19 protein-coding genes are annotated in these 26,851 nt (G+C 64.9%); 6 read left to right on the top strand and 13 right to left on the bottom strand.

Features of this window, described 5'->3' with window-relative positions:
- Nucleotides 1-173: 173 nt before the first annotated feature.
- Complete coding sequence (locus tag B0E46_RS03340) at nucleotides 174-2,840, bottom strand: PKD domain-containing protein (protein WP_077554287.1); 2,667 nt, start codon at nucleotides 2,838-2,840, stop codon at nucleotides 174-176.
- Between the two features lie 790 nt (nucleotides 2,841-3,630).
- On the opposite strand from B0E46_RS03340, the gene B0E46_RS03345 reads away from it, so the two are divergent.
- Nucleotides 3,631-4,866, top strand: coding sequence for a TIGR03862 family flavoprotein (locus tag B0E46_RS03345; protein WP_077554288.1), 1,236 nt, complete (start codon nucleotides 3,631-3,633; stop codon nucleotides 4,864-4,866).
- 18 nt (nucleotides 4,867-4,884) lie between these two features.
- Here the strand turns inward: B0E46_RS03345 and B0E46_RS03350 are convergent, their stop codons facing one another.
- The 10 genes from B0E46_RS03350 to B0E46_RS03395 form a co-directional block, all read right to left on the bottom strand.
- On the bottom strand, nucleotides 4,885-6,345 hold the full coding sequence (locus B0E46_RS03350) for an efflux transporter outer membrane subunit (RefSeq protein ID WP_077554289.1): 1,461 nt from the start codon (nucleotides 6,343-6,345) through the stop codon (nucleotides 4,885-4,887).
- 2 nt (nucleotides 6,346-6,347) lie between these two features.
- Nucleotides 6,348-9,653 carry an efflux RND transporter permease subunit gene (locus B0E46_RS03355; protein ID WP_077554290.1) on the bottom strand — a complete coding sequence of 1,102 codons (3,306 nt, stop codon included), beginning with the start codon at nucleotides 9,651-9,653 and terminating at the stop codon, nucleotides 6,348-6,350.
- Nucleotides 9,650-12,769 (bottom strand): efflux RND transporter permease subunit, encoded by a 3,120-nt coding sequence (locus tag B0E46_RS03360; protein ID WP_077554291.1) that lies wholly within the window; start codon nucleotides 12,767-12,769, stop codon nucleotides 9,650-9,652. Before B0E46_RS03360 ends, B0E46_RS03355 begins: the two co-directional genes overlap by 4 nt.
- 17 nt (nucleotides 12,770-12,786) lie before the next feature.
- Entirely contained in the window at nucleotides 12,787-14,046 is a 1,260-nt protein-coding gene (locus B0E46_RS03365) for an efflux RND transporter periplasmic adaptor subunit (RefSeq protein WP_077554292.1), read from the bottom strand.
- Nucleotides 14,047-14,225: 179 nt separating this feature from the next.
- Nucleotides 14,226-15,008, bottom strand: a complete 783-nt coding sequence (locus B0E46_RS03370) for a glutaminyl-peptide cyclotransferase (RefSeq protein WP_077554293.1) — start codon at nucleotides 15,006-15,008, stop codon at nucleotides 14,226-14,228.
- A gap of 40 nt (nucleotides 15,009-15,048) precedes the next feature.
- Complete coding sequence (gene dbpA, locus B0E46_RS03375; protein WP_077554294.1) at nucleotides 15,049-16,446, bottom strand: ATP-dependent RNA helicase DbpA; 1,398 nt, start codon at nucleotides 16,444-16,446, stop codon at nucleotides 15,049-15,051.
- A gap of 57 nt (nucleotides 16,447-16,503) precedes the next feature.
- On the bottom strand, nucleotides 16,504-16,923 hold the full coding sequence (locus tag B0E46_RS03380; RefSeq protein ID WP_077554295.1) for an OsmC family protein: 420 nt from the start codon (nucleotides 16,921-16,923) through the stop codon (nucleotides 16,504-16,506).
- Between the two features lie 40 nt (nucleotides 16,924-16,963).
- On the bottom strand, nucleotides 16,964-17,536 hold the full coding sequence (locus tag B0E46_RS03385; RefSeq protein WP_077554296.1) for an NADPH-dependent FMN reductase: 573 nt from the start codon (nucleotides 17,534-17,536) through the stop codon (nucleotides 16,964-16,966).
- An 84-nt stretch (nucleotides 17,537-17,620) separates the two neighbouring features.
- Complete coding sequence (locus B0E46_RS03390; protein ID WP_254425024.1) at nucleotides 17,621-18,997, bottom strand: DUF2867 domain-containing protein; 1,377 nt, start codon at nucleotides 18,995-18,997, stop codon at nucleotides 17,621-17,623.
- A gap of 121 nt (nucleotides 18,998-19,118) precedes the next feature.
- Complete coding sequence (locus B0E46_RS03395; RefSeq protein WP_077554298.1) at nucleotides 19,119-19,439, bottom strand: metalloregulator ArsR/SmtB family transcription factor; 321 nt, start codon at nucleotides 19,437-19,439, stop codon at nucleotides 19,119-19,121.
- A gap of 209 nt (nucleotides 19,440-19,648) precedes the next feature.
- On the opposite strand from B0E46_RS03395, the gene folB reads away from it, so the two are divergent.
- From folB to B0E46_RS03410, 3 genes are all read left to right on the top strand, one after another.
- The gene (gene folB, locus B0E46_RS03400) at nucleotides 19,649-20,008 is read left to right on the top strand and encodes a dihydroneopterin aldolase (protein WP_077554299.1); all 360 of its coding nucleotides are present in this window, start codon (nucleotides 19,649-19,651) and stop codon (nucleotides 20,006-20,008) included.
- Entirely contained in the window at nucleotides 20,008-20,496 is a 489-nt protein-coding gene (folK, locus tag B0E46_RS03405; protein ID WP_077554300.1) for a 2-amino-4-hydroxy-6-hydroxymethyldihydropteridine diphosphokinase, read from the top strand. The genes folB and folK overlap by 1 nt, the downstream gene beginning before the upstream one ends.
- A gap of 77 nt (nucleotides 20,497-20,573) precedes the next feature.
- Nucleotides 20,574-21,434 (top strand): DUF6159 family protein, encoded by an 861-nt coding sequence (locus tag B0E46_RS03410; RefSeq protein ID WP_077554301.1) that lies wholly within the window; start codon nucleotides 20,574-20,576, stop codon nucleotides 21,432-21,434.
- A gap of 39 nt (nucleotides 21,435-21,473) precedes the next feature.
- Here B0E46_RS03410 and B0E46_RS03415 read toward each other — a convergent pair whose 3' ends face one another.
- Entirely contained in the window at nucleotides 21,474-22,220 is a 747-nt protein-coding gene (locus B0E46_RS03415; RefSeq protein WP_077554302.1) for a pteridine reductase, read from the bottom strand.
- A gap of 73 nt (nucleotides 22,221-22,293) precedes the next feature.
- Nucleotides 22,294-23,076, bottom strand: a complete 783-nt coding sequence (locus tag B0E46_RS03420) for a hypothetical protein (protein ID WP_077554303.1) — start codon at nucleotides 23,074-23,076, stop codon at nucleotides 22,294-22,296.
- Between the two features lie 208 nt (nucleotides 23,077-23,284).
- Here B0E46_RS03420 and B0E46_RS03425 point away from each other — a divergent pair, with 208 nt between their 5' ends.
- On the top strand, nucleotides 23,285-25,459 hold the full coding sequence (locus B0E46_RS03425) for a TonB-dependent receptor (RefSeq protein WP_077554585.1): 2,175 nt from the start codon (nucleotides 23,285-23,287) through the stop codon (nucleotides 25,457-25,459).
- Nucleotides 25,460-25,624: 165 nt separating this feature from the next.
- The gene (locus tag B0E46_RS03430) at nucleotides 25,625-26,818 is read left to right on the top strand and encodes an SAM-dependent methyltransferase (protein WP_077554304.1); all 1,194 of its coding nucleotides are present in this window, start codon (nucleotides 25,625-25,627) and stop codon (nucleotides 26,816-26,818) included.
- The last annotated feature ends 33 nt before the right edge of the window (nucleotides 26,819-26,851 follow it).

The raw sequence follows: 26,851 nt of genomic DNA on the forward strand, positions 1-26,851 counted from the left end.
AAGCGCGGCTGCGCTGATCTCATCCAGGCACGGGCGCAGGCACGCCTCGTAAAAAAGGCCCGATCGTTGTCGATCGGGCCTGAGTATTCCATGTTCGAAACGGGAAGCGCTGCCTTGCGCCTCCTGGATGGCCGTTGACGACAGCCGCGCAAGGCGACTGTCGTCAGGGTGGCTTACTGCACGGTCAGGGTCACGTCATCGAGCGTGAAGTCGGTGTTGCCCGAGGACGAGGTCTCCTTGCCGGTGAACTTGATGGTCACCGTCTGGCCGATGTACGCGGACAGATTGGCGGTTTCCACGGCATAACCGGTGTTCGTGTTCTTGCTGGTGAACGAACCCACCGTGCCCAGCACCGTACCCGACGAATTCAGCACCTGCACGGTCAAGGTATCGACCGCCGTGCTCTTGGTCGAGTCGATGTGCAGGTAGTACTGCAGGGTCGCCGTCGTCTTGCCGCTCGGGATCGCGACCTTCTGCGAGACCGTATCGGTGTGCGAGGTGCCATAGCCGTCAAGCCATGCGAACCACGATCCGGCGTGCGAAGTCTCGCCGCTGCCGCAATAGCTGGACGAGGAGCTGCTGGTGCTGCACAGCGTGCCCGAGCTCATGCTCCACGGCGACGCCGTGCCGGTTTCGAAGCCGGTGTTGCTGAGGATCTGGGTCGGGGTGCCGCCGCTGGAGACCGTCACCGATGCCGTCTTGGAGCTGGTCTTGCCATCGACGCTGTCGGTCACCGTCTCGGTGACGCTGTAGGTGCCCGCTGCCGCGTAGGTATGGCTCGGGCTGGCCACGGTCGAGGTGCTGCCATCGCCGAAGGTCCACGCGTAGGAGCCGATGGTGCCGCCCGAGTCGGTGGAGCTGTCGGTGAAGGTCGCGGTCAGGCCGCTGGTGACATCGCTGAAGTTGGCGGTCGGCGTGCCACCTGTGGCGCCACTGGAGACCGTCACCGATGCCGTCTTGGAGCTGGTCTTGCCGCTGACGCTGTCGGTCACCGTCTCGGTCACGCTGTAGGTACCGGCGGCCGTGTAGGTGTGGCTCGGGCTGGCGGAGGTCGAGGTGCTGCCGTCGCCGAACGTCCACGAATACGAACCGATGGTGCCGCCCGAATCAGTGGAGCTGTCAGTGAAGGTCACCGTCAGGCCGCTGATCGAGTCGCTGAAGTTGGCGGTCGGCGTACCGCCCGAGCTGCCGCTGCCGCCGATGTTGCCGGACAGTCCGCTGACAATGATGCTGCCGAAGCCGGTGGTGTAATCCCAGCCGGTCGCGGCCGTCTCACCGCTGTTGTTGCCCGAGGTGATGTCATGGAAGTCGGTCGCGTAGTTGGCTGCGGCCGCCTTGTAGATCAGCGGGGCGGCGAAGCCGAGAGCGCCGCCATTGGCTGCCTCGATGCGTGCCCATGCGCCCACGAACAGCGGCGAGGCCAGGCTGGTGCCGCCGATCTGCTGGTTGGACTGACCGTCCACGATCACCAGGGCGCCGGAAACCGGACTGGCGTTATAGGCGATATCTGGCACGCCGCGGGTGGTATGCCCGGCGTTCTGGCCCACGCCCGACTGCCAGCTCGGCATCGGCTCGAAGGTGCTGGGGCTGCCGCCGGTGGCGCCTTCACTGGAGCTGAGGTTGTTCCACACGGTCTCGCTGGCCCAGGTGGTGGTGTTGGTGGTGTACAGCTCGGTACCGCCCGCCGCGATCACGTACTGCGAGCTGGCCGGCCAGCTCGGGGTGGTGCCGCTGCCGGTGCCGCATTCATTGGCGCCGGAATCGCCAGCGGAGACCGAGAAGGTCTGGCCCTGCGCATCGGCCTGCTCGAAGATCGCGTCTTCAGTGGTGGTCGTGCCCGCCGACTTCGCATCGGTTTCGCACTCGCCCAGCGAGACGTTGATCGCGACCGCCTTGTCGTCGGTCACGGCCAGGTTGTAGTCCGTGGTGAGGGCGGCGTCGGAGAGCGAGGCTGCATCGTAAAGGATCAGGCTTTTCAGGCCACCCGACATCGCGATGATGTCCTGGGTATCCAGATCCCATTCGCCGTCGCCACTGGCCGAGACGCTGCCGGTATTGCCGGTGCCCTCGATGCTCGGGACGAGCGAGGTCAGGCCGTTGGTGCTCTCGAAGGACTTGATGTCGCTGAGCACATCGCTCATCTGGCCCGACACCACATTGCCGATCGTGATCGACGTGGCGGCGGGAAGGCTGCTGGCGCCGTAGATCTTCGGGAAATCGAGCGGGTTGTGACCGACCGCCGTGCCGCTGGTTGCCTCCGGGTGGGTCAGCGAGCTGGTCATGCGGCGCGCGAAGATGTGCGACATGTGCACGTTGTCCAGGCCAAGCACGGACTGCACCGTGCTCTGCAGTTCGGCCGGGATCATCACGTCGCTGGCGTTGGCGTAGGCATCGCGCCCGTCATGCGTGCGCACCTGCACCATCGATGTACGGAAGGCGGACTGCACGGTATCTGCGTGGCCATCGCCCTCGACCAGCATGCGGTTCGGCGCGATCGTGACGTTGGTGAAGCCGGACAGCTTCAGGTAGTTCGCGACGGCCTGCGCCTGCGCCTGGGTCGGCGAATACAGCGCGGCGAATTCTGCCGGTGTCAGCGCCTTGTGCTTGGGATCGGCGACATAGGCATCCAACTGCGCCTTGTTCTGCAGTTTCAGCGAAATCACCACGTGCATCGGCTGCGAGAACGCTAGCGGACCCTTGGCAACATCGCCATTGCGCAGACTGGTGGCGTGATGTGGTTGCGTCAGCGTGACGAACGAGGAAGGTGCGGCGAAGACCGACGCGGTGGCAGCCATACCGATGGCGGCAACCAGCATCTTGAGACGAAAATGGCTTGGCATTTAGAACTCCCGGAATATTTTTTCAAGGCCGAACGAAGCCGATGAGACCGCGTGGACCTCATGAATAAAGTGCAGTGGACAGACACGGCACGACGAGTTTTCTTGGAGATTGCCCAGCGATCCCGTAGCTCTGCGCTCAACCCTCCCCATGTGTCCCTCAGGGTCAATGCGCAGATGCAGATTTCAAATGGTTTGACAGGGTTGCAACGGGATCATTCGCCAAGCTCCCAATTGACGAACCGCCTGACGGTATGAGTTGCACATGAAACTGGTCAATAGGACTTTTTGAGGTGACCGGTGATCGGAATCACATAATCGTTTGATTGCCTTGCCGGGAGCGAGCCGCAAGTATTTTCAATAATCACGGGGTGGCCTTTTGGGCACGGACGTGGGCGGGGCCTGATCTGTGCTTTTGCAAAATTTGTCGATTATTTTTCTTTGATTTCAATGGCTTGAAATCATTGTTCCGGGGCGGCCAGGTTGCCTCGGCGAATGATCGCCGGTCACGGAAAATCGCCTCCGGCAACGCAAAATGACGCGGATGAATGCGCAACTACGTGCGTTTGTAACGATATTAATTGAACGCCGCCCGAAATATATTGCAGGCTCTCGCGATAATGGATGGCGAGGGCGTCCGTGAATATCGCCGCGGCGTGATTTATCTGATTCATTTTTAATTCAGCTGCCGCCGCCGCGCGAACCGGGTAGCTGAGAGGAATGCCTGCCCGGCGATCGCCGGATGCTTTCGCCGCCGGTTCATTCCGTTACGCCAGCATGCGACCATGCGCGCATGACCCGGACAGCCCCTCCCCGACTGGCGATCATCGGCGGCGGCCCGGCTGGCCTGATGGCGGCCGAAGCTGCGTGCGCCAAGGGTGTAACGGTCGACCTGTACGACACCAAGGGTTCGGTCGGACGCAAATTTCTGCTCGCCGGCAAGGGCGGCCTCAACCTGACCCACAGCGAAGCACCGGCGCGCTTTGTCGAGCGTTACGGTTCGCGTCGGGCCGAGATCAAGCACTGGCTCGACGCATTCGATGCGGAGGCCTTGCGCGCGTGGGCACGCGGGTTGGGCGTGGAGACGTTTGCCGGCAGCTCCGGCCGGGTATTCCCGAAAGACCTGAAGGCGGCGCCCCTGTTGCGTGCCTGGCTGCATCGCCTGCGCGCCGCCGGGGTGAGCTTTCACATGCACCACCGCTGGCTGGGCTGGCAGGCACACGGCACCTTGCACTTCGCCACGCCGCAGGGCGAGCGCGCGGTGCCCACGGACGCGGTGATCCTGGCGCTGGGCGGCGCCAGTTGGCCGCAGCTCGGTTCCGATGGCGCATGGATGGCGCCGCTGCAACAGGCCGGGATCGACATCGCGCCGTTGCAGCCAGCGAACTGCGGGTTCGAGCTGGCATGGAGCGAACACCTGTCCAGCCGTTTTGCGGGTGCGCCGCTGAAGCCGGTGGTGGCGCACTGGACCGATCGCCGCGGCGTGGCGCATGCGCGACAGGGCGAATGCGTGCTCAGCGAATACGGTATCGAGGGCAGCCTGATCTATGCGATCGGCGCCGAGCTGCGCGAGCAACTGGCCGAGCATGGCGAGGCCGTGTTGCGGCTGGATCTGGTGCCGGGCCACGGTGAGTCCGCACTCGCGGACCGCCTGGCGGCACCACGCGGCAAACACAGCATCGGCGACTGGTTGCGCCGTCGCGCCGGACTGGACGCGGCGAAGTGCGCACTGGTGTTCGAACTGACCGCGAAATCGACGCTGGCCGATCCGTTCGCGCTGGCGGCGCAACTGAAGTCCTTGCCCTTGCGCCTGCGCGCGCCGCGACCGGTCGCCGAGGCGATCAGCACGGCCGGCGGTGTGCGGCTGGAGGGACTGGACGAGAAGCTGATGCTGCGCATGCGCCCCGGTGTGTTCTGCGCCGGCGAGATGCTGGACTGGGAGGCGCCCACCGGCGGCTACCTGCTCACCGCCTGCTTCGCCAGCGGGCTGATCGCCGGCCGCGGCGCGGCGCGCTGGCTGGGACAGTAGCCGGTACGTGCGTCGCCTTCAGTGCTGGGTAGCGGACGTCAGCGAGGACTTCGGCGGCTCGCCCAGTTCGCTAGCCGACCAGCCGCCACCCACATCCCCGATCAGCGACACCGCATCGAGCAGGCGTTGCTGCTGCACGCTCAGCGCGCTCTGCTGAGTGCTCAACTGGATAGCCCGGGCGGTGGCGGCGGTGGTGTAGTCGACGGTGCCGGCCTGGTATTCGTTGAACGCGATCTCGGCGCCGCGGGTGGCGTCGCGCACCGCGGAATCCAGCACCTCGGCCTGCTGGGCGAGGATACGCAGGCCGGCCAGGTCGTCTTCCACATTCTGGAACGCGGTCAACACGGTGCCACGATAATTGGCGACCGTCGCTTCGTAGGTGGCCTTGGCCGCGGCGACCTCGCCGTGGCGTGCGCCGAAGTCGAACACGGTTTCGCTCGCATCGGCACCCAACGACCAGACATGGTTGGCGATGTGCAGCAGGCCAGCGAGCGGCGACTGCGAAAAACCATCCGCCGCCGACAGCGAAAGAGTGGGGTAATACGCGGCGATGGCGACGCCAACCGCGGCGTTCTGTGCGGCCATCTGGCGTTCGGCGACGGCGATATCGGGCCGGCGCTGCAGCAGGGTCGAGGGCACGCCAGCCGGAACCGTGGGCAGCGTCGGCAGCGTGGTGCTGTGCGGAATGTCGAGCTCTTCCGGGTTCTTGCCGACCAGCACGGCAATCGCATGGGCGTATTTCGCGCGGGCGACACCGAGCGCGAGCAGGTTGGACTGTGCGTTCTCCAGCTGGGTGCGCGCACTGATGACATCGGAGGGCGCGATGGTGCCGGCGGCGTCCTGGTTGGCGATCACGCGCAGATATTCCGTATAGGCGTCGACGGTCTTCCGCAGCAGGTCGATGTTGGCGTCGGTCACGCGCAGTTCGATGACGGCGGTCGCCAGCGCGGTCTGCTCGGACAGGGTGGCGTTGGCCAGGGTCGCTTGGCTGGCCTGGGCGGTCGCCTTGTTCTCCTCGATGGTACGGCGGACCTTGCCCCACAGGTCAGGCGCCCAGCTGACATTGCCCTCGAGCGAGCCGGCGGTGCTGATCGGCGCCTTGCTGCCGAGGCTGAGGCCGCTGGCTCCGGCTGCGCTGCGCTGCTTGGTGGCCGAGCCGCTGATGCCGATGGTGGGGAACAGACTGCTGCGTGCCACCTGCACCTCGGCGAGCGCGGCCTGGTAGTTGGCGTAGTCCTGGCGCACGGTCTGGTTGGAGACTGACACCATCGGCTCGAGCTGGTCGAGCAGCGGATCGCTGAAGCCCGTCCACCAGTCGCCCTTCGGCACCTCGGCCGCCGGCGCGGCCTGCGTCCAGCCGGGTAGCTCCTTGTATTGCGGCGGTGTCGCCACCTGTGGGCGATGGTAGTCGGGGCCGACCATGCAGCCACCGAGCAACAGTGCCAACGAGGCAGCCAGGGTGGTGTGGAGCATCTTCATGTTCATGCGCTCGCGTCCGATCTGTTCCACGGCAGGGTGGCGGACCACTTGGCCAGTCTGGCGCGCAAGCGGTCGAGGTAGAGGTAGATCACCGGCGTGGTGTACAGCGTGAAGACCTGGCTGAAAATCAGGCCGCCCATGACGGTGATGCCCAGCGGCTGGCGCAGCGAGGCGCCCTGGCCGATGCCGACGGCCAACGGCACCGCGCCGAGCACGGCGGCGGCGGTGGTCATCATGATCGGGCGCAGACGCACCACGGCCGCATCGTGGATGGCCTTCTGCGGCTCATAACCTTCGTCACGCTGCAGGTGGATGGCGACATCGATCATCATGATCGCGTTCTTCTTGACGATGCCGATCAGCAGGATGATGCCGATCATCGCGATCACCGAGAACGGCGTGCCGAAGATCAGCAGGGCCAGGGTGGCGCCGATGCCCGCCGACGGCAGGGTGGAGAGAATGGTGATCGGATGCACGGTGTTCTCGTAGAGCATGCCGAGCACGATATAGACGGCCGCCAGCGCAGCGAGGATCAGCAGCGGCATGGTCGACATCGATTGCGCGTAGACCTGCGCGGCGCCCGCGAAGCTGCCGTGGATCGAGGCTGGCAGGCCCAGCTCCTGCGAGACCTGGTTGATCGCCGCGGTGGCCTTGCTCAGCGAACCGCCGGGCGGCAGGTTGAACGAAATCGTGGCAGCCACCAGGCCACCCTGATGGCTGACCTGGGTGGCGGTGTGATTGCTGGTGTAAGTCGCCAACTGGGTAAACGGCACCATGGTTTCGCTTGACGTGCTGTCCGCGCTGCCGCTGGAGCTGCCACCCTTGGCGTTGGAGATGGCGTTGGTGAGCTGGTTGGCCTCGGCATTGGCGTTGAGCGCATTGGTGCTGGATGCCGTGCCCCGGCTCGCGGTCACCGCCGATACCTGCGTCACCGGCTTCACGAGGGCACTGGATATCTGCGTCTGCTGGGTGCCGCTCGCATTGCCTGCTGCCGTGCTGAAGCGCATGCGGTCGAGCATCTGCGGGTACTGCCAGTACTTCGGCGCCACTTCCATCACCACGTAGTACTGGTTGAGCTGGTTGTAGACGGTCGACACCGTGCGCTGGCCGAAAGCGTCGTACAGCACGCTGTCGATCTGGTTCGGCGCAAAACCGTAGCGTGCGGACGTGGCGCGATCGAAGTTGACGTAGATCTGCAGGCCGTTCTGCTGCAGGTCCGAGTTCACGTCGGTCATCTGGCTGCGATCCTTGCCCAAGGCTGTCACCAGCTGCGGCACCCACTTGAACAGCGCGGTGGGGTCGTCGCTGGTCAGCGTGTACTGGTACTCGGCGGCGGACGAGCGGCCGCCGATATGCAGATCCTGCGCCGCCTGCAGGAATAGCTTGGCGCCGGACACCGCATTGAGTTTCGGGCGCAGGCGATCGACCACCTGCGCCGCGGAGAGCTTGCGCTGCGCCAGCGGCTTGAGTTCGATGAACACGTTGGCGGTATTGAGCGCACGGCCACCGGTGAAACCCGCTACCGAGGCGACGGCGGGATCCTTCTGCACGATCGCCTGCAACTGCGCGAGCTTCTGTTCCATCGCCTGGAACGAGATGCTCTGGTCGGCGATGATCTGGCCGATCAGGATGCCGTTGTCCTGCTCGGGGAAGAAGGTCGAGGGCACCAGCTTGATCAGCAGCACGTTGAGCACGATCAGGCCGATCAGGGTCAGTCCGACCAGCAGCGCGTGATCGAGCACGGTGGTGAGCGAGCGGGAATACGCATTCTTGAAGCGCTCGAACTGCCGCTCGTACCACAGCGCCCAGCGCGCCCTGGAGTGCAGCGTCTTGCGGTTGAGTACATAGGCCGCCATGGTCGGCGTGACCGTGAGCGAAATCACCAGCGAGAGCAGGATCGCGATCGACAGCGTCACCGCGAACTCGTGGAACAGCAGGCCGACGATGCCCGGCATCAGCAGGATCGGCAGGAACACGGCGATCAGCGACAGGCTCATCGAGATCACCGTGAAGCTGACCTCGGCGCTGCCGCGCAGGGCCGCCTCGCGCACGTCCATGCCGGATTCGACGTGGCGCACGATGTTCTCCAGCACCACCACCGCATCGTCGACCACGAAACCGGTGCCGATGGTCAACGCCATCAGCGAGAGGTTGTCGATGCTGTAGCCGAGCAGGTACATCGGCCCGAACGTGCCGACGATCGACAGCGGCAGCGCCACCGCCGGCACCAGGATCGCCCGCGGCGACTGCAGGAAGATGAAGACCACGCCGATGACCAGCAGCACGGCCATGAACAGGGTCCGCTCGGTGTCGTTCACCGCGGCGTTCACCGATTGCGAGCGGTCGATGGCGATGCCGATGTGCACATTGCGCGGCAGGGTCGCCTCGATCGACGGCAGCACCTTGCGGATCTGCGCCACGGTCTTGACGATGTTGCCGCCGGGCAGCGGATAGACGATGACGAGTACCGCATCCTTGCCGTTGTAGAGGCCCGCGTTGCGGATGTTTTCCGCGGAGTCCTCGACGTCGGCGACGTCGCGCAGCAGCACCGGCGCGTTGTTGCGATAGGCCACCACCAGGTCGCGATAAGGTGCCGCCTTGTTGATCTGGTCGTTCGAGGTGACCTCGAAGCGCTGGTCGCCCTGGTCGATGTGGCCCTTGGCACTGTTGGCATTGGCCGAGCTGATCGCGGCGCGCACGTCCTCCAGGCCGATGCCGTAGCTGTTGAGCTGGTCGGGCTGCAATTCCACGCGCACCGACGGCAGCGCGCTGCCGCCCAGGGTGATCTGGCCCACGCCGTCGACCTGCGACAACTGCTGCTGGATCACCGAGTCGGCCGAATCGTAGAGCTGCGCGCGAGTCAGCGTGTTGGAGGTCAGCGCCAGCACCATGATCGGCGAATCGGCCGGGTTGAACTCGCGGTAGTTCGGGTTGCTGCGCAGCGTGGACGGCAGGTCGGCGCGCGAGGCCTGGATCGCCGCCTGCACATCGCGGGCGGCGCCATTGATGTCACGGCTCAGGCCGAACTGGATGACGATCTGCGCCGAACCGACCGAACTGGTGGAGGTCAGTTCGCTGACATCGGCGATCGTGCCGAGCCGCCGCTCCAGCGGCGCGGCCACGGTGGACGCCATGATGTTCGGGCTGGCGCCCGCCATGCTGGCCTGCACCACGATGACCGGGTAGGTGACGTTCGGCAGCGGCGCGACCGGTAGATGGAAATACGCGAGCAGTCCGGACAGCACGATCGCGACCGCCAGCAGCGTGGTCGCCACCGGGCGTTGGATGAACAGTCCCGGGATGCTCACGGCGTGTGCTCGGATGCCTGTCCGGACGTCTGTTCGGGGCGCTTGCGCTGGAAGCGCTGCGCCAGACGGTCAAAGAGCAGGTAGATCACCGGGGTGGTGAACAGGGTCAGCATCTGGCTCAGCGTCAGGCCGCCGATGATGGCCAGGCCGAGCGGCCGGCGCAGCTCCGAGCCGGTGCCGGTGCCCAGCAGCATCGGCAACGCACCGAGCATCGCCGCCAGCGTCGTCATCAGGATCGGCCGGAAGCGCAACAGCGAGGCTTCGAAGATTGCCTCCTCGGGCGGCTTGCCATGCTCGCGCTCGGCCTCGAGCGCGAAGTCCACGATCATGATCGCGTTCTTTTTCACGATGCCGATCAGCAACACGATGCCGATGATGCCGATCACGTCCAGGTCGCTGCCCGCGATCATCAGCGAAAGCAGCGCGCCGATGCCGGCCGAGGGCAGGGTCGAGAGGATCGTCACCGGATGGATGAAACTCTCGTAGAGCACGCCGAGCACGATGTAGACGGCGACCAGCGCCGCGACCAGCAGGTACACCTCGCTCGACAGCGAATCCTGGAAGGCCTGTGCGGCGCCCTGGAACGACGAGGTGATCGAAGGCGGCAGCTGCACCGCCTGCTCGGCCTGATTGACCTCGGCCACCGCCTTGCTCAGCGAGGCGTCCTTGGCCAGGTTGAACGAGATGGTGACGGCGGGGAACTGGGCCAGATGGCTGATCACCAGCGGCGACTTGGTGACCTTGATGGTGGCGATGCCTTTCAGCGGCACCTGGCCGCTGCTGCTGGTCTGGCTGGGCAGGTACAGGTCGCCCAGCGACTCGATCGTCGGCAGGCTGGCGGGCTTGGCGACCAGGATCACGCGATACTGGCTGGACTGGTCGAAGATCGTCGACACGATGCGCTGGCCCAGCGCGTCGTACAGCGCGTTGTCGATCGTCGCCGCGGTAATGCCGTAACGCGCGGCCAGCTGGCGATTGACCTCGACGTCCACGCTGAGGCCATCGTTGTTCAGGTCGCTGGTGACGTCGGTGATCGAGCCGATCTTCTTCATGCGCGCGATCAGCGCGGGCACGTATTGCATGAAGGCCTGCTGGTTGGGTCCGCGCAGCACGAACTGGTACTGGTTGGGCGACACCGTGGTATCGAGGGTCAGATCCTGTTCGGGTTGCAGGTACAGCTTGATGCCGGGGATGTTCGCCACTTCGCCTTGAATGCGCCGGGCTATTTCCGCGGCGGTCTCCGGGCGATCGTCGCGCGCCTTGAGGTTGATCAGGAAGCGGCCGTTGTTGAGCGTGGTATTGGTGCCGTCGATGCCGACGTACGAGGTCAGCCCGGTGACGTCGGCATCCTTGAGGATTGCCTCCGCCAGCGCCCCCTGGCGCTCCACCATCGCGCTGTAGGACACCGAGTTGTCGGCGATGCTGATGCCCTGGATCACGCCCACGTCCTGCGTCGGGAACAGGCCCTTGGGGATCATGATGTACAGGATCACGGTCAGCGCCAGGGTCGCCAGGAAGATCAGCAGGGTCAGCGTCTGGTGCTTCAGGACGACGCGCAGGCCGCGTTCGTAGCCAGCCAGGGTCTTGTTGAACAGGCCTTCGCTGATCCGCTCGAAACGGCTCGGATGCCGCTCCGCCTGCGCCCGCAGCAGGCGGGCGCAGAGCATCGGCACCAGGGTCAGCGAGACCACGCCCGAGAGCACGATGGTGACCGCCAGGGTGACCGCGAACTCGCTGAACAGGCGACCGATCACGCCACCCATGAACAGCAGCGGGATCAGCACCGCGATCAGCGAGACGGTCAGCGACACGATGGTGAAGCCGATCTGCCCGGCGCCGGTCAGGGCCGCCTCCAGCGGCGTCATGCCTTCTTCCAGATAGCGCACGATGTTCTCGATCATCACGATCGAGTCGTCGACGACGAAGCCGGTGGCGATGATCAGCGCCATCAGCGAGAGGTTGTCGATCGAGTAGTTCAGTTCGTACATCATCGCCAGCGTGCCGATCAGCGACACCGGCACGGAAATGCTCGGGATGATCGTGGCCGGCAGGTTGCGCAGGAACACGAAGATCACCAGCACCACCAGCACGATCGCCAGCACCAGCTCGAACGCCGCATCGGTGACCGACGAACGGATCACGCCGGTGCTGTCGGACACCACCTCGACCTTCATCCCCGCCGGCAGCGTGGATTCCAGCTCGGGCAGCTCCTTCATGATCTGGTTGACGGTGGCGATCACGTTGGCGCCCGGCTGGCGCTGCACGTTGAGCACGATCGCCTGGGTCTTGTTGAACCAGGCACCCTGCTCGGTGTTCTGTGCGGACTGGGTGACCTTGGCGACGTCGCGCAGGTAGACCGGCGCACCGTTCTGGTAGGAGATCACCGTGGCCAGGTAATCCTCGGGGTTCTCGATCTGGTCGTTGCCGTTGATCGTGTAGTCGAGCTTCGGGCCGTCGAAATTGCCCTTCGGCTGGCTGACGTTGACGTTTGCGATCAGCGAACGCAGGTCGTCGATGTTGAGTCCGTAGGCGGCCAGCTTCTGCGGGTCCGCCTCGACCCTGACCGCCGGCACGTTGCCGCCGGCCGGGGTGACCAGGCCGACGCCGGACACTTCGGAAATCTTCGCGCCGAGCCGGTTGTTGGCGACGTCCTGCAACTGCGGCAGCGACATCGAGCTGGAGGTGACCGCCAGGGTGAGGATCGGCTGGTCGGCCGGATTCACCTTGGCATACGTCGGCGGTGCCGGCAGACCGCTGGGCAGCAGGCTGTTGGAAGCGTTGATCGCCTCCTGCACGTTCTGCTCGGCGACATCGAGGTTGAGCGCGAGATTGAACTGCAGCGTGATGACCGACGCCCCGGCGGAGCTGTTCGAGGTCATCTGCTGCAGGCCGGGGATCTCGCCCAGCTGCACTTCCAGCGGCGCGGTCACCGTGGTCGCCATCACCGTGGGGCTGGCGCCGGGGTAGAAGGTCTGGATCTGGATCGTCGGGTAATCGACATCGGGCAGCGACGACACCGGCAGGAAACGCACCGCGACCAGGCCCACCAGCACCAGGGCGATCATCAGCAGCGACGTCGCCACCGGCCTGAGGACGAACAGGCGGGAAATGTTCATCGGGTCGTCGCCGCCGCTTACGAAGCTTGGGAGGCGGAGGCGGTACCGTGTATCCGCTTCCTGCCCTGTTGCGGTGTGCGTGCTGCAGATGAAGCGGGCGCTGAGGTGCTCCCTGCTTCTGCCGGCTTCGCCGCCGCGAGCTTGACCTTGGCGCCGTCGCTCAAGCGATCCATGCCGTCGGTGACCACGACCTGGCCGGCCGCGAGGCCCGCCAGGATCACCGTATTCTTGCCGTCGCTGGGGCCCTGGGTCACCTTGTGCACGGAGACGGTGTCGTCGGCGTTGACCAGGTAGACGTAATCCCCGGGCGCGCCGCTCTGCACGGCAGGTGTCGGCACCAGCACCGCATTCTGCAGCGTGTCGACCAAAAGTTTCACGTTGACGAATTCGTTCGGAAACAACGCCTCGTCGTCATTCGGAATGGTTGCGCGCAGGCTCACCGTGCCAGTGCTGGTAGCCATCTGGTTGCCGAGCGCGTACAGCGTGCCGGTGGCGATCTGCTTGCTGTTGTCGCTGTCATAGACCGCCACGGCGAGCTTTGCGTTGGCGCTGTTGAAGCGCTGCAGCACTTTCGCCAGCGAGTTCTGCGGCACGGTGAACTGCACCGTGGTCGGCTTCATGGTGGTGATCGTCACGATGCCCGGCGAGGTGGACTGGGTGACGTAGTTGCCGGGATCGACCAGGCGCAGCCCGACCCGCCCGGCGACCGGTGCGGTGATGTGGCAGTAAGCGAGGTCGAGATCGTATTGCGCGATGCTCGCCTGATCCGCCTTGACCGCGGCCTCGTCCTGCTGGACCGTGAACTGCTGGTCGGCATAGGTCTGCTCGGCAATCGATTTCTGCGCGTGCAGCTGCGTATAGCGGGCCAGGTCGGCACGGGCCTGGGCCAGGGTCGCCTGGTCCTTGGCCAATTGCGCCTGGGCCTGTTGCTTGTTGATCTCGTACTGGCGCGGGTCGATCTGCGCGAGGAACTGCCCCTTGGTCACGTCCTGGCCCTCCCGATAGCCGACGGCCGTCAGGTAGCCGCTCAATTGCGGCAGCACGTTGACGGTGGCGACCGGCGTCACCGTGCCCAGCTCGCTCAGGATTTCCGGCATGCTGCCCAGGGTGGCGGTGGCGGCGCTCACCACTTGCGCGGGCGTGCCGGTTTTCTCCCTCTTGCCAGTGAGGAGGTGGAACACGACCAGGGCAACCAGCACCACGATGACGACTACCGTGATCAGCAGACCGCGTCTTTGGTGGGAGTGTCCGGCTGCTTTCGTGGTGTCGGCACTCATAGGACCATCTCCGGGGCGCCCAATAGCTTCTTTACTACAGCACTTTTGTTTGTCAAAGCAGCGTCATCATCGAGGCGGCGGAGCCAGCGCCGGGATGGCTGGCGGAGTGCTAGCTAACGGTTCGTCGTGCGCAAGGTTGACGCAAGAATTTGCACTTCGCCGGTGGCAGACCGTGCACCTCAAGGCAGGCGCGGCGGCAGCAATTTGATCTCGAACAGTTTCGGCCAGCGCTTGCCGGTGACGAACAGGCGGTCGTGGCTGGCGTCGTAGGCAATCCCGTTGAGCACGTCATTGCCGGGGTCGGGCAGCTTGCCCACATCGAGCAGGCCGCTGAGATCGATCCAGCCCACGACGTGGCCGGTGGCCGGATCGATCCGCGCAATGCGGTTGGTCAGCCAGACGTTGGCGTAGATCTCGCCCTTCACCCATTCCAGTTCGTTGAGATTGGTCACCGGCACGCCGTCGGCCATCACCATGATGCTGCCGGTGGTGGCCAGCGTCTCCGGGTCGAGAATGCGCAACACGGCGGAGCCGTCGCTCATGTAGAGGTGATGGTCGTCGCGGGTCAGCGCCCAGCCTTCGCCCGGGTAAGCGAAGCTGCGTTGCTGCCTGAAGCTGCCGAGGTCGTAGACGAAGCCGAGCTGGCTTTGCCAGGTGAGCTGCACCAGATGGTTTTTCCAGTCCACGATGCCTTCGCCGAAATACTGCGACGGCACGTCATGGCTTTGCACCACCTTGCCGGTTTCGAGCACCACCTTGCGCACGGTCGATTCGCCGGCTTCGCCGGTGCTTTCGTAGAGATAGCCGTCCTTGTAGAACAGGCCTTCGGTGTAGGCCCCCGTATCGTGCGGATAGACATGCACGATCTTGTAGCCGTACACCGGCACAGTCGCCTGCGCGATGCTGCTGCCCAGCAGCAGGGCGATGGCAAGGACCGTGGTCAGGCATGGCGATCGGATCATCGGGGCGGCTTCGGGTCGGGTGGAGGGCGGCGCCGGGTGCTCAGCCGAGCGAGCGCACGCGGAAGTTGCGGCCTTTGATCTTGCCGGCGCGCAAACGTTCCAGTGCCTTGTTCGCCAGCGCGCGGCTGATCGCGACGTAGGCGCGGGTGGCGAATACGTCGATCTTGCCGATGTCGTTCGCGTCGAGTCCCGCCTCGCCGGTGAGCGCACCGAGGATGTCGCCGGGGCGCAGCTTGTCCTGGCGCCCGGCGTCGATCACCAGGGTCTTCATCGGCGCGAGGTGCAAGGTCTTGCCCCTGGAAGCGGGTAAACCCCGAGCCGGCGCGAGCTTCAGCGGACGCCACGGCAACGGCGTACCGGTCAGCTCCTCGATGTTGGCGGCCTTCGGCCGCTCGCGCGACGAGCACAGCGTGATCGCCAGACCCGATTGCCCGGCGCGGCCGGTGCGGCCGATCCGGTGCGTGTGCGTCTCCGGGTCATGCGCGATGTCATAGCTCACCACCAGCGGCAGTGCCACGATGTCCAGCCCGCGCGCGGCGACGTCGGTGGCGACCAGCACCGCGCAACTGCGGTTGGCAAAACGCACCAGCACCTCGTCGCGGTCGCGCTGCTCCATGTCGCCGTGCAGCGCCAGCGCCGAAAAGCCGCGGTGGTCCAGTTCCTGCGCCACGGCGTCCACTTCGCGGCGCATGTTGCAGAACACCAGCGCATGCTGTCCGCGTTCGCTGCCGAGCAGCTGCGCCAGCGCATCGGGCTTCTGTGCCGGCTCCACCTCGATGAATTGTTGTTCGATCGCCGGTTTCGCCTCGGCCGGAGCCTCCACCGTGATCTGGACCGGATTCTTCTGCACGCGCTGGCTCACTGCGCGGATCTCGTCGGGATAGGTCGCCGAAAACAGCAAGGTCTGATGATGCTTGGCGATGCGCCCGATGATGTCGTCGATCGCCTCGCTGAAACCCATGTCGAGCATGCGGTCGGCCTCGTCCAGCACCAGCACCTTGATGCCGCCGCCGTGCAGGCTTTCACGCTTCAGATGCTCCTGCACGCGCCCCGGCGTGCCAACCACGATATGCGGATCATGCGTCAGCGAGGCCAGCTGCGGCCCCAGCGGCATGCCGCCGCACAGGGTCAGCAGCTTCACGTTGGGGATGTTCGCTGCCAGCTTGCGGATCGCCTTGCTGACCTGGTCGGCCAGTTCGCGGGTCGGGCACAGCACCAGCGCCTGCAGCCGGATCGTGTCCACGTCCAGCGATTGCAGCAGGCTGAGGCCGAACGCGGCGGTCTTGCCGCTGCCGGTCTGCGCCTGCGCGATCACGTCGCGGCCTTGCAGCATCGGCGGCAGGCTTTGTTCCTGCACCGGCGTCATCGTGGTGTAGCCAAGGGTTTCCAGGCTGGCGAGCAGGGCGGGTTTGAGCGGGAGTGCATGGAAATCGGTCATGCACCATGATCGCACCTCTGCCGCCCGGGCGGGCATTGCAGCAGGCCGCGCGGCCTGTTACTCGCCCGGATCGAGCACGCTGGCGATCTGGATCTCGCCGCTCAGCACCTTGTGGATCGGACAGGCATTGGCGATCTGCAGCAGTCGCTCGCGCTGCTCCGCGCTCAGCTCGCCATGCAGGGCGATCCGGCGCTGGATATGGTTGACTCCCGCCGGTGGCGCGCCGTCCGGGTTGAATTGCAGCGTGACCTCGGTGCCGGTCAGCGGCCAGCCCTTGCGGGCGGCGTACATCTTCAACGTGATCGCGGTGCAAGCGCCCAGACTGGAAAGCAGCAGGTGGTGCGGATCAGGTCCGGCATCGGCACCCTGCAACTCGGCCGGTTCGTCGCCCAGCCAGCGATGGCCGCGGCCGTCGCTGAGCGTGACGGTATAGGGTGTGTCGGCGATGACGGCGTTCACGGTGGGGATCGTGCTCATCGGTAACTCCTCGGATGACAGGCAGGACGGGCTGCTTCGTTCACTGGTCTGGCGCCGCACGATATCCATCGGCGTAGGCGCAGAAACCCTGCATGAAGCCGCGCAACCGGCTCTCGATACCGACATCGACCAGTTGTCCCGCCGCATCGAACACATGGTTGGCATGCGGAACCAACAGCCGCCCGCCAAACCACGGCGCGGCACCGACGGCACGGAACACCGACAGCCACGCGTTCTGGCTGAGCAGGGTGCCGAAGTTGCCGGGCGAAGTGCCGATCACGGCGATCGGCTTGTTGCCGAACACGCGGGGGATGTCGGAGGCCGGGCGGGTCATCCAGTCGATCGCATTCTTGAATACGCCGGGGATCGCGTTGTTGTACTCGGGCGTGACCAGCAGCAGACCATCGGCGGCGGCGACGGCATCCTTCAGGATCGTCACGGCAGATGGAATGCCGCTGCTGTCCTCGAGGTCGCCGTCATACAGCGGAATGTCGCGGATGCCGTGCACCTCGACGGCACTGCCTTCCGGCACCAGCCGCGCCGCGCTGCGCAACAGCGCGGTGTTGAAGGAAGCCGTGCGCAGGCTGCCGGACAGGCCGATCAGGTTTGCCATGATGGTCCTCGCGCTGATGCCGTAGGTTTGGAGGAATACTCGAAGCTGGCGTGGGTGCCTGGATTCACGCCATTCATGATTGCATCAATGTGCGTTGGCTGTCGGATGTATCGGGAATGGTGCGGCTGCATGCTCGCTTCCAGCCAGTTTTTGCAGTGGAAAGGCCTGCTCGACTGCCAGGCGCAACATGGCTGGTGTGATGTAACGGCGATGGATGAGATCGATCATTCCCATGTAGATGGTGCCGAACAGATTCTTGCAATGCACGCGGGTGCCTAGGGTAATGTCGATTTGCTGGTTGCTCACCACGCGTACGCTTACACAGGAGCGAAAAATCAGATGCTTGTCATCGGCGCCAAGGACGACTTGTGCACAGGCATTGTCGTGGTCGATGGCTTGATCAAGCACGGGAAAACGTTGATCGAAGAGGTTGTTCTTTGCGGATGACAGCAGCGAAGATACCGGGCAAGCCAGGGGCGAGGTACGCAAGCCGATCGGCCTCACCAGCAGATTGCGCAGTGCCATCATGCGCGAGACTCCACTCGGAGGACTGTTCAGGAAGCCATTCAGCAGGCAGCTGAGCAGAACGGATGCATCTCTGGTGCCGAGATCCTGGTTTGTAAGGGTGAGGCAGAACATATCCTCGTGATGGCAGGAAACCTCCATCAATTGGCGCAATAGCAGCGAATCTGCGGGTGCATGATCGAGTTCGGTCACCGTATGGCGGCCACCACTCTCGAACAGGAATCCGTTCGAGTGTCGCCAATCAGCCCATGCACCGCGAATGAGGCCGGCAACACAACGCGCTGACTTGCACAGGACGCCTTGCAGAGTACCTGGTGGCGTATCAAGTGACAGGTGGGTCGTTGGTATATGGAGATGGTCGACAGGAGTACTGCGCAGCAGCTTGTCGATGCAAGGTGGGAGCAGCATGGTGAGTGAAGGAATGCTCGCCTTGTTGGCGAGTACCTGGGTGCGCACCGGCTCAGGGAGGTCGCCACCCAGCTCGTTGGTATGACATGACAAGGCGAAGAATGCAGGGTGCAAGGTATTTTTCGCGAGTGGTGCGAACTGATGCCAGGTATCGCCGCCGAAGCGTACGGTGAACAGACAGTCTGGGGGAATGTTGATGTAATGAAGTGTGCGGATAAAGCTCGGCGGGTCGGCTTCGATCTGTTCGGGTGTTGCAGTTGAGAAGCGAAGTTGGGCGCCCCCGCTGCCGGAGATGGCAGTGAATACGCGATGGCCGGCATGGCGATGAAACGGATGGCCTTGCGCGCCGACCGCAAATGAATATAACGAGGTAGCGTCGCCCTTCGGCAAATCCGTTCCACCGAGTCGAGCCGATGGCTCATCAAGTGCATCAACAAAGTATTCATGAGCTTGCTGGCGTTTCAACGCACTGGCAAACAGGTGGTCGCCGGATCCGTGGCCGAGCTGTGCGATCAAAGAGACTTCCACGGGCAGACCACCCGATGGGGGGGGAATACATGCCGATGGGAATGTCTGGACTACCTTTGCATGGTTCGCCATCGAATGGCTCCGGGCACCAATCGTGATGTTGCCTGCAGGATTCGCTTGGTCAGGCGCTCTGTTTCTTCGTGGCGAGCTTGCGCGATTCGCGCTTGAGCGGTCCGGCCGTTGGGCAGATCTCGAAAGCAAAGCCGGTGAGCGTGTTGACCAGACTGTCCTTGTTGAGCCGGTAGAAGATGAACTGTCCACGCCGCTCGCTGCTGACCAGGCCGGCTGCGTCCAAGACAGACAGATGCCTCGAGATGGCAGGCGCGCTCATTGCGAAGCGGCTGGCGATCTCGCCGGCGGTCAGTTCCTGCGCGGACAGATAGGCCAGGATTTCGCGGCGAGGGCGGGAGGCGAGAGCTTCGAAGATGCGGTCTGTGGCCATGATAATTTAAATAATTAAAGTATTAGTTAAATATAGACTTAAAATTCCCCACGTCAAGCAGATTGCACATGCCAGCAATCCAGGATCGTACCTGTCGGTATAACGTCGACATGCCGAATACTGAGGTAGCCGCGCTGTACGATCAGGCGACTTGCATCTGCGCCTGCACTCGCCGACCCTGTACGGCTACCGCCCCAGTGATCGCTCCCATGGATATCGTTTTCATCGAAGATCTGCGCATCGACACCGTCATCGGCATCTACGACTGGGAGCGCCGCGTGCGGCAGACGCTGTCGTTCGACATCGAGATGGCGTTCGACAACACGGTGCCGGCAGCCAGTGACGACATCGCGCTCACGCTGAACTACAAGGACGTCTCCAAGCGCCTGATCGACTATGTCGGCGCATCGAGTTTCGGCCTGGTCGAGACGCTGGCCGAGCGTTGCGTGGCGATCATCCGCGAGGAGTTCGCGGTCGGCTGGGTGCGCCTGAAGTTGTCCAAGCCCGGTGCGGTGCGCGGCGCCAAGGCAGTGGGCGTGCGGATCGAACGCGGTACGCGGCCGAACTGATGGCACGCGTCTATCTGAGCCTGGGCTCCAATCTGGAGCCGCGGCGCTATCTGCCGGCGGCGATCGCCGCGTTGCGCGAGCGCTTTGGCGCGATCGCGGTGTCGCCGGCGTATCGCAGCAAGCCGGTGGGTTTCGAGGGTGCGGATTTCGTCAATCTGGCGGTGGGGCTGGATACCGAGCTGTCGCCCGAGTCGCTGAACGACTGGCTGCATGCGCTGGAAGACAGCCACGGACGCCGCCGCGACGTGCCGCGTTACTCCGATCGCACGCTGGATATCGACATCGTGTTCTACGACGCGCTGGTACTCGACGGGCCGGGGCATCTGCAGATTCCGCGCAAGGAGCTGCAGCATGCGTTCGTGCTGCGGCCGATCGCGGATATCGCGCCGACGTTCCGGCATCCGCTGGGCGGCCTGAGCATGGCCGAGTTGTGGGCGGCGTTTCCGGCGGGGCACGAACCGTTGATCGTCGAGCCGCTGCCGGACTGAGTGGTCCGCACTGTCGCGCGCATTCAACGGGTGCTAGAAAGGCAACTCCACAATCCACGGACGCGGGGGCGACGCACATGGCTGGAAAATTTGCACGCAGTTGGGCCTTGATGAAGGCAAGCGCGGCGGTGTTGCGCTCGGACAAGTCGTTGCTGGTGTTTCCATTGCTCTCCGGGCTGTGCACGCTGCTGGTGGCGGCGAGTTTCCTGATCCCGGTCGCGCTGATGGTGATCGGCGGCGAGCATGCCGGGCAGGATTTCCACCAGCGCATGTCGGTGGGCGCCTATCTGCTGATGTTCGCGTTCTACCTGGTGCAGTACTTCGTGATCATCTTCTTCCAGACCGCGCTGACCGGCGTGGCCTTGATGCATCTGCGCGGCGAGCCGACCAGCGTGGCGGCGGGTTTTGCGCTGGCCCGCTCGCGGCTGCCGCACATCTTCGGCTATGCGCTGATCGCGGCCACCGTCGGCCTGCTGCTGCGGATGATCCAGGAGCGGCTTGGCCTGATCGGGCGGCTGGTGGTCGGCTTCCTCGGGCTGGCCTGGACCGTGGCGACGTTTCTGGTGGTGCCGATCCTGGCCAGCCAGGACGTCGGGCCGGTGGATGCGGTCAAGCGCAGCGTGGAGCTGCTCAAGCGCAGCTGGGGCGAGAACCTGATCGGCAACGGCGGCATCGGCGTGGTGTTCGGCCTGCTGATGCTGCTTGCGGTGCTTGTGGCAGCCGTGCTGGTGGGCGGCGCGATCGCCTCGCAATCCATCGTGGCGATCGTGCTTGCCGTGGTCGTGGCGGTGCTCGGCTTCATCCTGCTCGGGCTGATCCAGTCTTCGCTGCACGGCATCTATGCCGCGGCGCTATATCGCTACGCGGAATCCGGCGAAGCCAGCGTGGGTTTCGATCCGGCACTGCTGGAGCAGGCGTTCCGCAGCAAGCAGAAGTAAGTGCGATGCCTGGCGATTCCTGAATGCAGGAATCGCCATTCACACCGACAACGTACGGCCGCCGTCCACGCGGATGATCTGGCCGGTGACGAACGGCGCGTCGCGCAACAGCCACAGTACGGCACCGGCGACATCGTCTGGCGAACCAGCACGCTGCAGCGGCGTGCGCGCCAGCAGCGCCTGCTGGTCGGCGTAGGGCTTGCCGTCGCTGGGCCACAGCACGGCGCCGGGAGCGACGCCGTTGACGCGTATCTCGGGGCCCAGTTCCAGCGCCAGCGAGCGCGTCATCGCGGCTTGCGCGGCCTTCGCCATGCCGTACAGCGTGTGTTGCGCCAGCGGGCGCTCGGCGTAGATGTCCAGCAGGTTGACGATGCCGCCGCGTGACTCGCGCAGCGCCGGCATCGCCGCCTGGCTGAGGAAGAACGGTGCCTGTGCATTGGAGGCGAACAGCTCGTTCCATTGCGCCGGTGTCGCGCTGCCCAGCGGTGTGGGATAGAACGCCGAGGCGTTGTTGACCAGCGCGTCGAGCCGGCCGTAATGGGCCAGTAGCCGTTCGATCAGCGCCGGCAGGACAGGGATGTCGGCCAGTTCGGCCTGCAGCAGCAAGGTGCTGCCGCTGCGCCGCTGTTCCAGCTCATCGGCCAGCGTGCGCGCGTCGTCGGCCGAGCGACGGTAGTGCAACGCCAGGTCGTAGCCGGCCGCATGCAGCGTGCGCGCGATCACCGCACCCACGCGCCGCCCGGCACCGGTGATCAGCGCGACGGGACGGTCGTGGCGTGGCTTCATGCGTCGGCTCCTGTGGCAATCCAGCGGCCCAGCTTGCCGCAAAGCGTGCGGGGCGTCATCCGCTGGCAGGCGGTCAGTCCGCCTTTGGCTTGCGTGGTGTCCTGCTGGTCGCCCTGCGTGCGGCGCTGGCGACCTTGCGCGCGGCACCGGTCGTCGCCTTGTCGACCAGCTTGTCCATCGCGCGGCGCACTGTGGAAGCCTTTTTCCGCGGCGCCGGTTTGACGGTTTCCGCGGCCTCTTCGTTGCCCTCGTCGGTCGTCATGACATCACCGCTGAACAGGGCAATCGCGGTGCTGGCGACCTGCCCGGTGTCGTAATACGCATAGGCGCCGACGCCGAGTGCGCCGATCACCGGCAGCCAGCGCGACACGCCTTCGCTCACGCTGCGCTGGGTCAGCTTGACGCCGACCTGCTTGGCCACGCGTTGGGCGACGGTGTAGGACATCCGGCGGAACACCAGCCGGTCGCCCATCTGCACGACCAGGTCGCGAAAGGCCTGCGCGGCGGTGTGGCGGAACAGGCACCACAGCATCTGCTCGCGGCCCAGGGTGTGATTGCGGCCATAGGCGGCTGCGATGTCGCTGACCATCTGGCCCTGGATCTTCCAGATCGCGATCAGCTCCGGCAGCAGGGTCAGCCAGCCCAGCGGTCCCGGCGGCAGCGCCAGCGAGCCGGCGGTGAGCGCGGCGCGCTGGGCCGCGCGCTGGGCCAGCCGGCGTGCCTCGGTCGCGGGGTCCTTGCTGCTGCCGACCTTGCTGTCCGGCACCTGGCTGACGAAATCGAGGATCGCCTGGGTCACCCGGTTGTGCTCGGCCGGTGCGATGACGGCAGGAACTTGCTCGCTGTGCTTGGCCATGCGGACTCCTGAGGGTCGCCGCCGTGAACAGGCGTGCATCTGCGCAGTCTAGATGAGCCGTGTGAAGCCGGACTCAATGGCCGGCGATGGCCGATCGCCGCGCGCTTCAGCCTTGGACATGACTTCTGGCCCAGGCGGTCGCGACGGATGGCAAGTAATGTTATAACATTACGTACATCTTCTCTTTCGCCCCTTGTTGGAATTTATGATGAAACCATCCCTGCTTGCGCTGAGCCTTGCTGCTGCCCTGGTCACGACCGTCGTGCATGCCACCGATACCCCCGCGGCGCCGACGGCGGCCGCTATCGGCACGGATGATCCTGCGGACAGCAGTACCGGCAACAATCAGCCTGCAACCAAGGATCTCAGCGCGATCGACGTGTCGGCCAAGCTGGACAAGGCGCGCAACGCGCTGTCGCCGGATACCGGCAGCAGCCAGTACGTGATCGACCAGAAGGCGATCCAGGCCCTGCCGCTGGGCGCTTCCACGCCGATGAACCAGGTGCTGCTGCAGGCACCGGGCGTGGTACAGGATTCTTACGGCGGCCTGCATGTGCGCGGCGACCACGCCAACCTGCAGTACCGCATCGACGGCGTGATCATTCCCGAATCGATCTCGGGCTTCGGCCAGAGCCTGGACGCGCGCACGGTCCAGAGCGTGAGCCTGCTCGACGGCGCGTTGCCGGCGCAGTACGGCCTGCGCACGGCGGCCGTGGTCGACATCACCACCAAGAGCGGCAGCGCGCTGGGCAACGGCGGCAGCGTCGGCGTCACCGCCGGCTCGTTCGGCACCTTCAATCCAAATGTTTCGCTGTGGGGCAGCAGCGGCGCGTGGAGCGCGTTCTTCACGGCGAACTACATGCAGAACGATGTCGGCATCGAGAACCCGACGGCCAGCCGCAAGCCGATCCACGATCACACCAACCAGACCAAGGCGTTTGGCGATGTCAGCTATCTGATCGACAGCGACACGCGCCTGAGCTTCCTGTTCGGCGTGGCCAACAACCGCTTCCAGATTCCGAACAATCCGGACCAGACGCCGCAGTTCGGTTATCTGGACACGGTCGACTTCAACTCCGCCAACCTGGACGAGCGCCAGAACGAGCAGACCCGCTTCGGCGTGCTGGCGCTCCAGGGCAAGCTGGGCACGACCGATTACCAGGTTTCGCTGGGCCAGCGCTACAGCGGCCTGCAGTATTTGCCGGACGACATCGGCGACCTGATGTTCAACGGTGTCGCCGGCGCGATCAACCAGAGCGATCGCGCCAGCACGCTGCAGGTGGATTTCTCCACGCCGATGGGCGACAGCCACACCTTGCGCTACGGTTTGTACGGCAGCTTCGATCGTGCCCGCACCAACACCAATTCGCTGGTGTTCCCGGCGGATGCCGATGGTAACCAGACCAGCACCGTGCCGTTCAACATCTTCACCGGCGACCAGATCACCGCCAGGACCTGGTCCGCCTATGTGCAGGACGAATGGAGCATCGGCCAGAACTGGACGGTGAACTATGGCCTGCGCGGCGACCAGTACCAGGCGTTCAATACCACCGCCAGCCAGTTGAGCCCGCGCCTGGGCATGGTGTGGCAGGCCACCGGCAGCACCACTGTGCACGCCGGCTATTCGCGCTACTTCACGCCGCCGGCGACCGAGCTGATTTCCTCCACGGATCTGGCCGCGTTCGCCGGTACCACCAACGCGGTGAAGAACTACGGCGACAACACGCCGCTGGCCGAGCGTTCCAATTACTTCGACGTCGGCGTCTCGCAGAACATCGGCAGCGACTGGACGCTGGGCCTGGACACCTACTACCGCAAGGTGAGCCGCCTGCAGGACGAGGGCCAGTTCGGCGCGGCGCTGGTGTACTCCACCTTCAACTACAAGTACGGCCGTGTCGGTGGCGCCGAGTTCACGGCGAACTACACCTCGGGTCCGTTCTCGGCCTATTTCAACTTCTCCTACACCAAGGCGATGGGCAAGGACGTGATGACCAGCCAGTACAATTTCAGTCCGGAAGATCTGGCCTACATCGCCAACAACTACATCTACCTCGACCACGACCAGAAGTTCACCTCGTCCGGCGGCTTCAATTACGCGCTGAGCGATACCACCAAGCTCGGTGCCGACTACCTGTTCGGCACCGGCCTGCGCAAGGACGGCAGCGTGCCGAACGGGGGCACCTTGCCGGACTACTTCCAGCTCAACCTCAACGTCTCGCACGATTTCACGTTCGATCATTTCGGCCAGCTGCACACCCAGCTGGCTCTGATCAATGCACTGGATCGTACCTACGAGTTGCGCGACGGCACCGGCATCGGCGTCGGTGCGCCGCAGTTCGGTCCGCGCCGTGGCCTGTACCTGAACCTGCAGAAGGATTTCTGATCGAGACGCGGCCGGTGTTGCAAGCGCACCCCGTGCGCGATGCTCTTGGCGCAATCAACGTCAAAGCATCGCGCACGGGGCGCGCTGCTGCGCGAACACGGTGAGGAACGCGCGTTGCGCCCCTTCCGTTATGCTTGCCGCGATTTTTCGCTACCGGCAAGCCCTATGCCTTCCCGTCTCCCCGAGCCCGGCGCCGACGAACGCGCGCATTCCGATCACCTGCTGCAGCTGTTGCGCGAGCAGATCGCCGCGCATGGGCCGTTGCCGTTTTCGCAATACATGGAGCGTTGCCTGTACGCGCCGGGGCTGGGTTACTACAGCGCGGGCAAGACCAAGTTCGGTGCAGCCGGCGACTTCGTCACCGCGCCGGAACTGGGCGAGCTGTTCGCACGCTGCGTGATCAAGGCGGTGCAGCCGGTGCTGGCGATGCTCGGCGACGAGGCGGATTTTCTCGAGTTGGGCGGCGGCAGCGGCGCGTTCGCCGAGGCGGCGCTCACGGCGCTGGCTGAGGGCGGCACGCTGCCGCGGCACTACCTGATCCTCGAACCCAGCGCCGACCTGCGCGAACGCCAGCGCGAGCGCCTGCGCGCGAATCTCCCGGCCGAGCTCAACGCCCGCGTGCAATGGCTGGATCGGCCGCCCGAGCAGGACTGGCACGGCGTGCTGTTCGCCAACGAGGTGATCGATGCGTTGCCGGCCACGCGCTTCGCGATGCGCGCCGGCGAAGTCTACGAGGAGTACGTGGCGCTGGATGGCGAAGGCCGCCTGCTGCGCGTCGATCGTCCGGCCGATGCACTGGTGGCCGGTGCGGTGCGCCATGTCGAGCGCGATCTCGGCGGCGATTTCAGCGAGGGCTACCGCTCGGAAATCCTGCCGCAGTTGCCGTACTGGATCCAGGCGATCGCGGGCTCACTGGTCGCCGGGCTGATGCTGTTCGTCGACTACGGCTACGTGCGCCGCGAGTTCTACCTGCCCGAGCGCGACGACGGCACCTTGATGGCGCATTACCGCCATCATGCACACAACGATCCGCTGTATCTGCCGGGTTTGAACGACCTCACCGCTTCGGTCGACTTCACCGCGCTGGCCGAGGCCGGCAACAGTGCCGGCTTCGGCGTCGCGGCGTACCTGCCGCAGGCGCAGTTCCTGATCGGCGCCGGCTTGCAGGAGATCTTCGAAAGCGAGCAGGCGAAGATCGCCGACGAGCACAGCCGCTACCGGCTGGCCCAGCAGGTGAAGCGGCTGATGCTGCCCGACCAGATGGGCGAACGCTTCCAGGCGATGCTGCTGGCGCGCGGCCTCGACATGCTGCCGTTGCCAGCCGAGCTGATGGCGGCCGACCAAGGTGGTCGGTTGTAGTCGCCGGTGCCGAACCCGGTGCTGTCGGCCGAC

The organism is Rhodanobacter sp. B04 (genome assembly GCF_002001125.1).
In the GTDB taxonomy this organism is placed as follows: domain Bacteria; phylum Pseudomonadota; class Gammaproteobacteria; order Xanthomonadales; family Rhodanobacteraceae; genus Rhodanobacter.

Bases quoted from the DNA above. Each gene is read 5' to 3' on its own strand.
- B0E46_RS03425 (WP_077554585.1), top strand. From the start codon at position 23,285: ATGAAACCATCCCTGCTTGCGCTGAGCCTTGCTGCTGCCCTGGTCACG.
- B0E46_RS03420 (WP_077554303.1), bottom strand. From the start codon at position 23,076: ATGGCCAAGCACAGCGAGCAAGTTCCTGCCGTCATCGCACCGGCCGAG.
- dbpA (WP_077554294.1), bottom strand. From the start codon at position 16,446: ATGACCGATTTCCATGCACTCCCGCTCAAACCCGCCCTGCTCGCCAGC.
- B0E46_RS03340 (WP_077554287.1), bottom strand. From the start codon at position 2,840: ATGCCAAGCCATTTTCGTCTCAAGATGCTGGTTGCCGCCATCGGTATG.
- B0E46_RS03350 (WP_077554289.1), bottom strand. From the start codon at position 6,345: ATGAAGATGCTCCACACCACCCTGGCTGCCTCGTTGGCACTGTTGCTC.
- B0E46_RS03380 (WP_077554295.1), bottom strand. From the start codon at position 16,923: ATGAGCACGATCCCCACCGTGAACGCCGTCATCGCCGACACACCCTAT.
- B0E46_RS03360 (WP_077554291.1), bottom strand. From the start codon at position 12,769: ATGAACATTTCCCGCCTGTTCGTCCTCAGGCCGGTGGCGACGTCGCTG.
- folB (WP_077554299.1), top strand. From the start codon at position 19,649: ATGGATATCGTTTTCATCGAAGATCTGCGCATCGACACCGTCATCGGC.
- folK (WP_077554300.1), top strand. From the start codon at position 20,008: ATGGCACGCGTCTATCTGAGCCTGGGCTCCAATCTGGAGCCGCGGCGC.
- B0E46_RS03365 (WP_077554292.1), bottom strand. From the start codon at position 14,046: ATGAGTGCCGACACCACGAAAGCAGCCGGACACTCCCACCAAAGACGC.
- B0E46_RS03395 (WP_077554298.1), bottom strand. From the start codon at position 19,439: ATGGCCACAGACCGCATCTTCGAAGCTCTCGCCTCCCGCCCTCGCCGC.
- B0E46_RS03410 (WP_077554301.1), top strand. From the start codon at position 20,574: ATGGCTGGAAAATTTGCACGCAGTTGGGCCTTGATGAAGGCAAGCGCG.
- B0E46_RS03415 (WP_077554302.1), bottom strand. From the start codon at position 22,220: ATGAAGCCACGCCACGACCGTCCCGTCGCGCTGATCACCGGTGCCGGG.
- B0E46_RS03370 (WP_077554293.1), bottom strand. From the start codon at position 15,008: ATGATCCGATCGCCATGCCTGACCACGGTCCTTGCCATCGCCCTGCTG.
- B0E46_RS03345 (WP_077554288.1), top strand. From the start codon at position 3,631: ATGACCCGGACAGCCCCTCCCCGACTGGCGATCATCGGCGGCGGCCCG.
- B0E46_RS03385 (WP_077554296.1), bottom strand. From the start codon at position 17,536: ATGGCAAACCTGATCGGCCTGTCCGGCAGCCTGCGCACGGCTTCCTTC.
- B0E46_RS03430 (WP_077554304.1), top strand. From the start codon at position 25,625: ATGCCTTCCCGTCTCCCCGAGCCCGGCGCCGACGAACGCGCGCATTCC.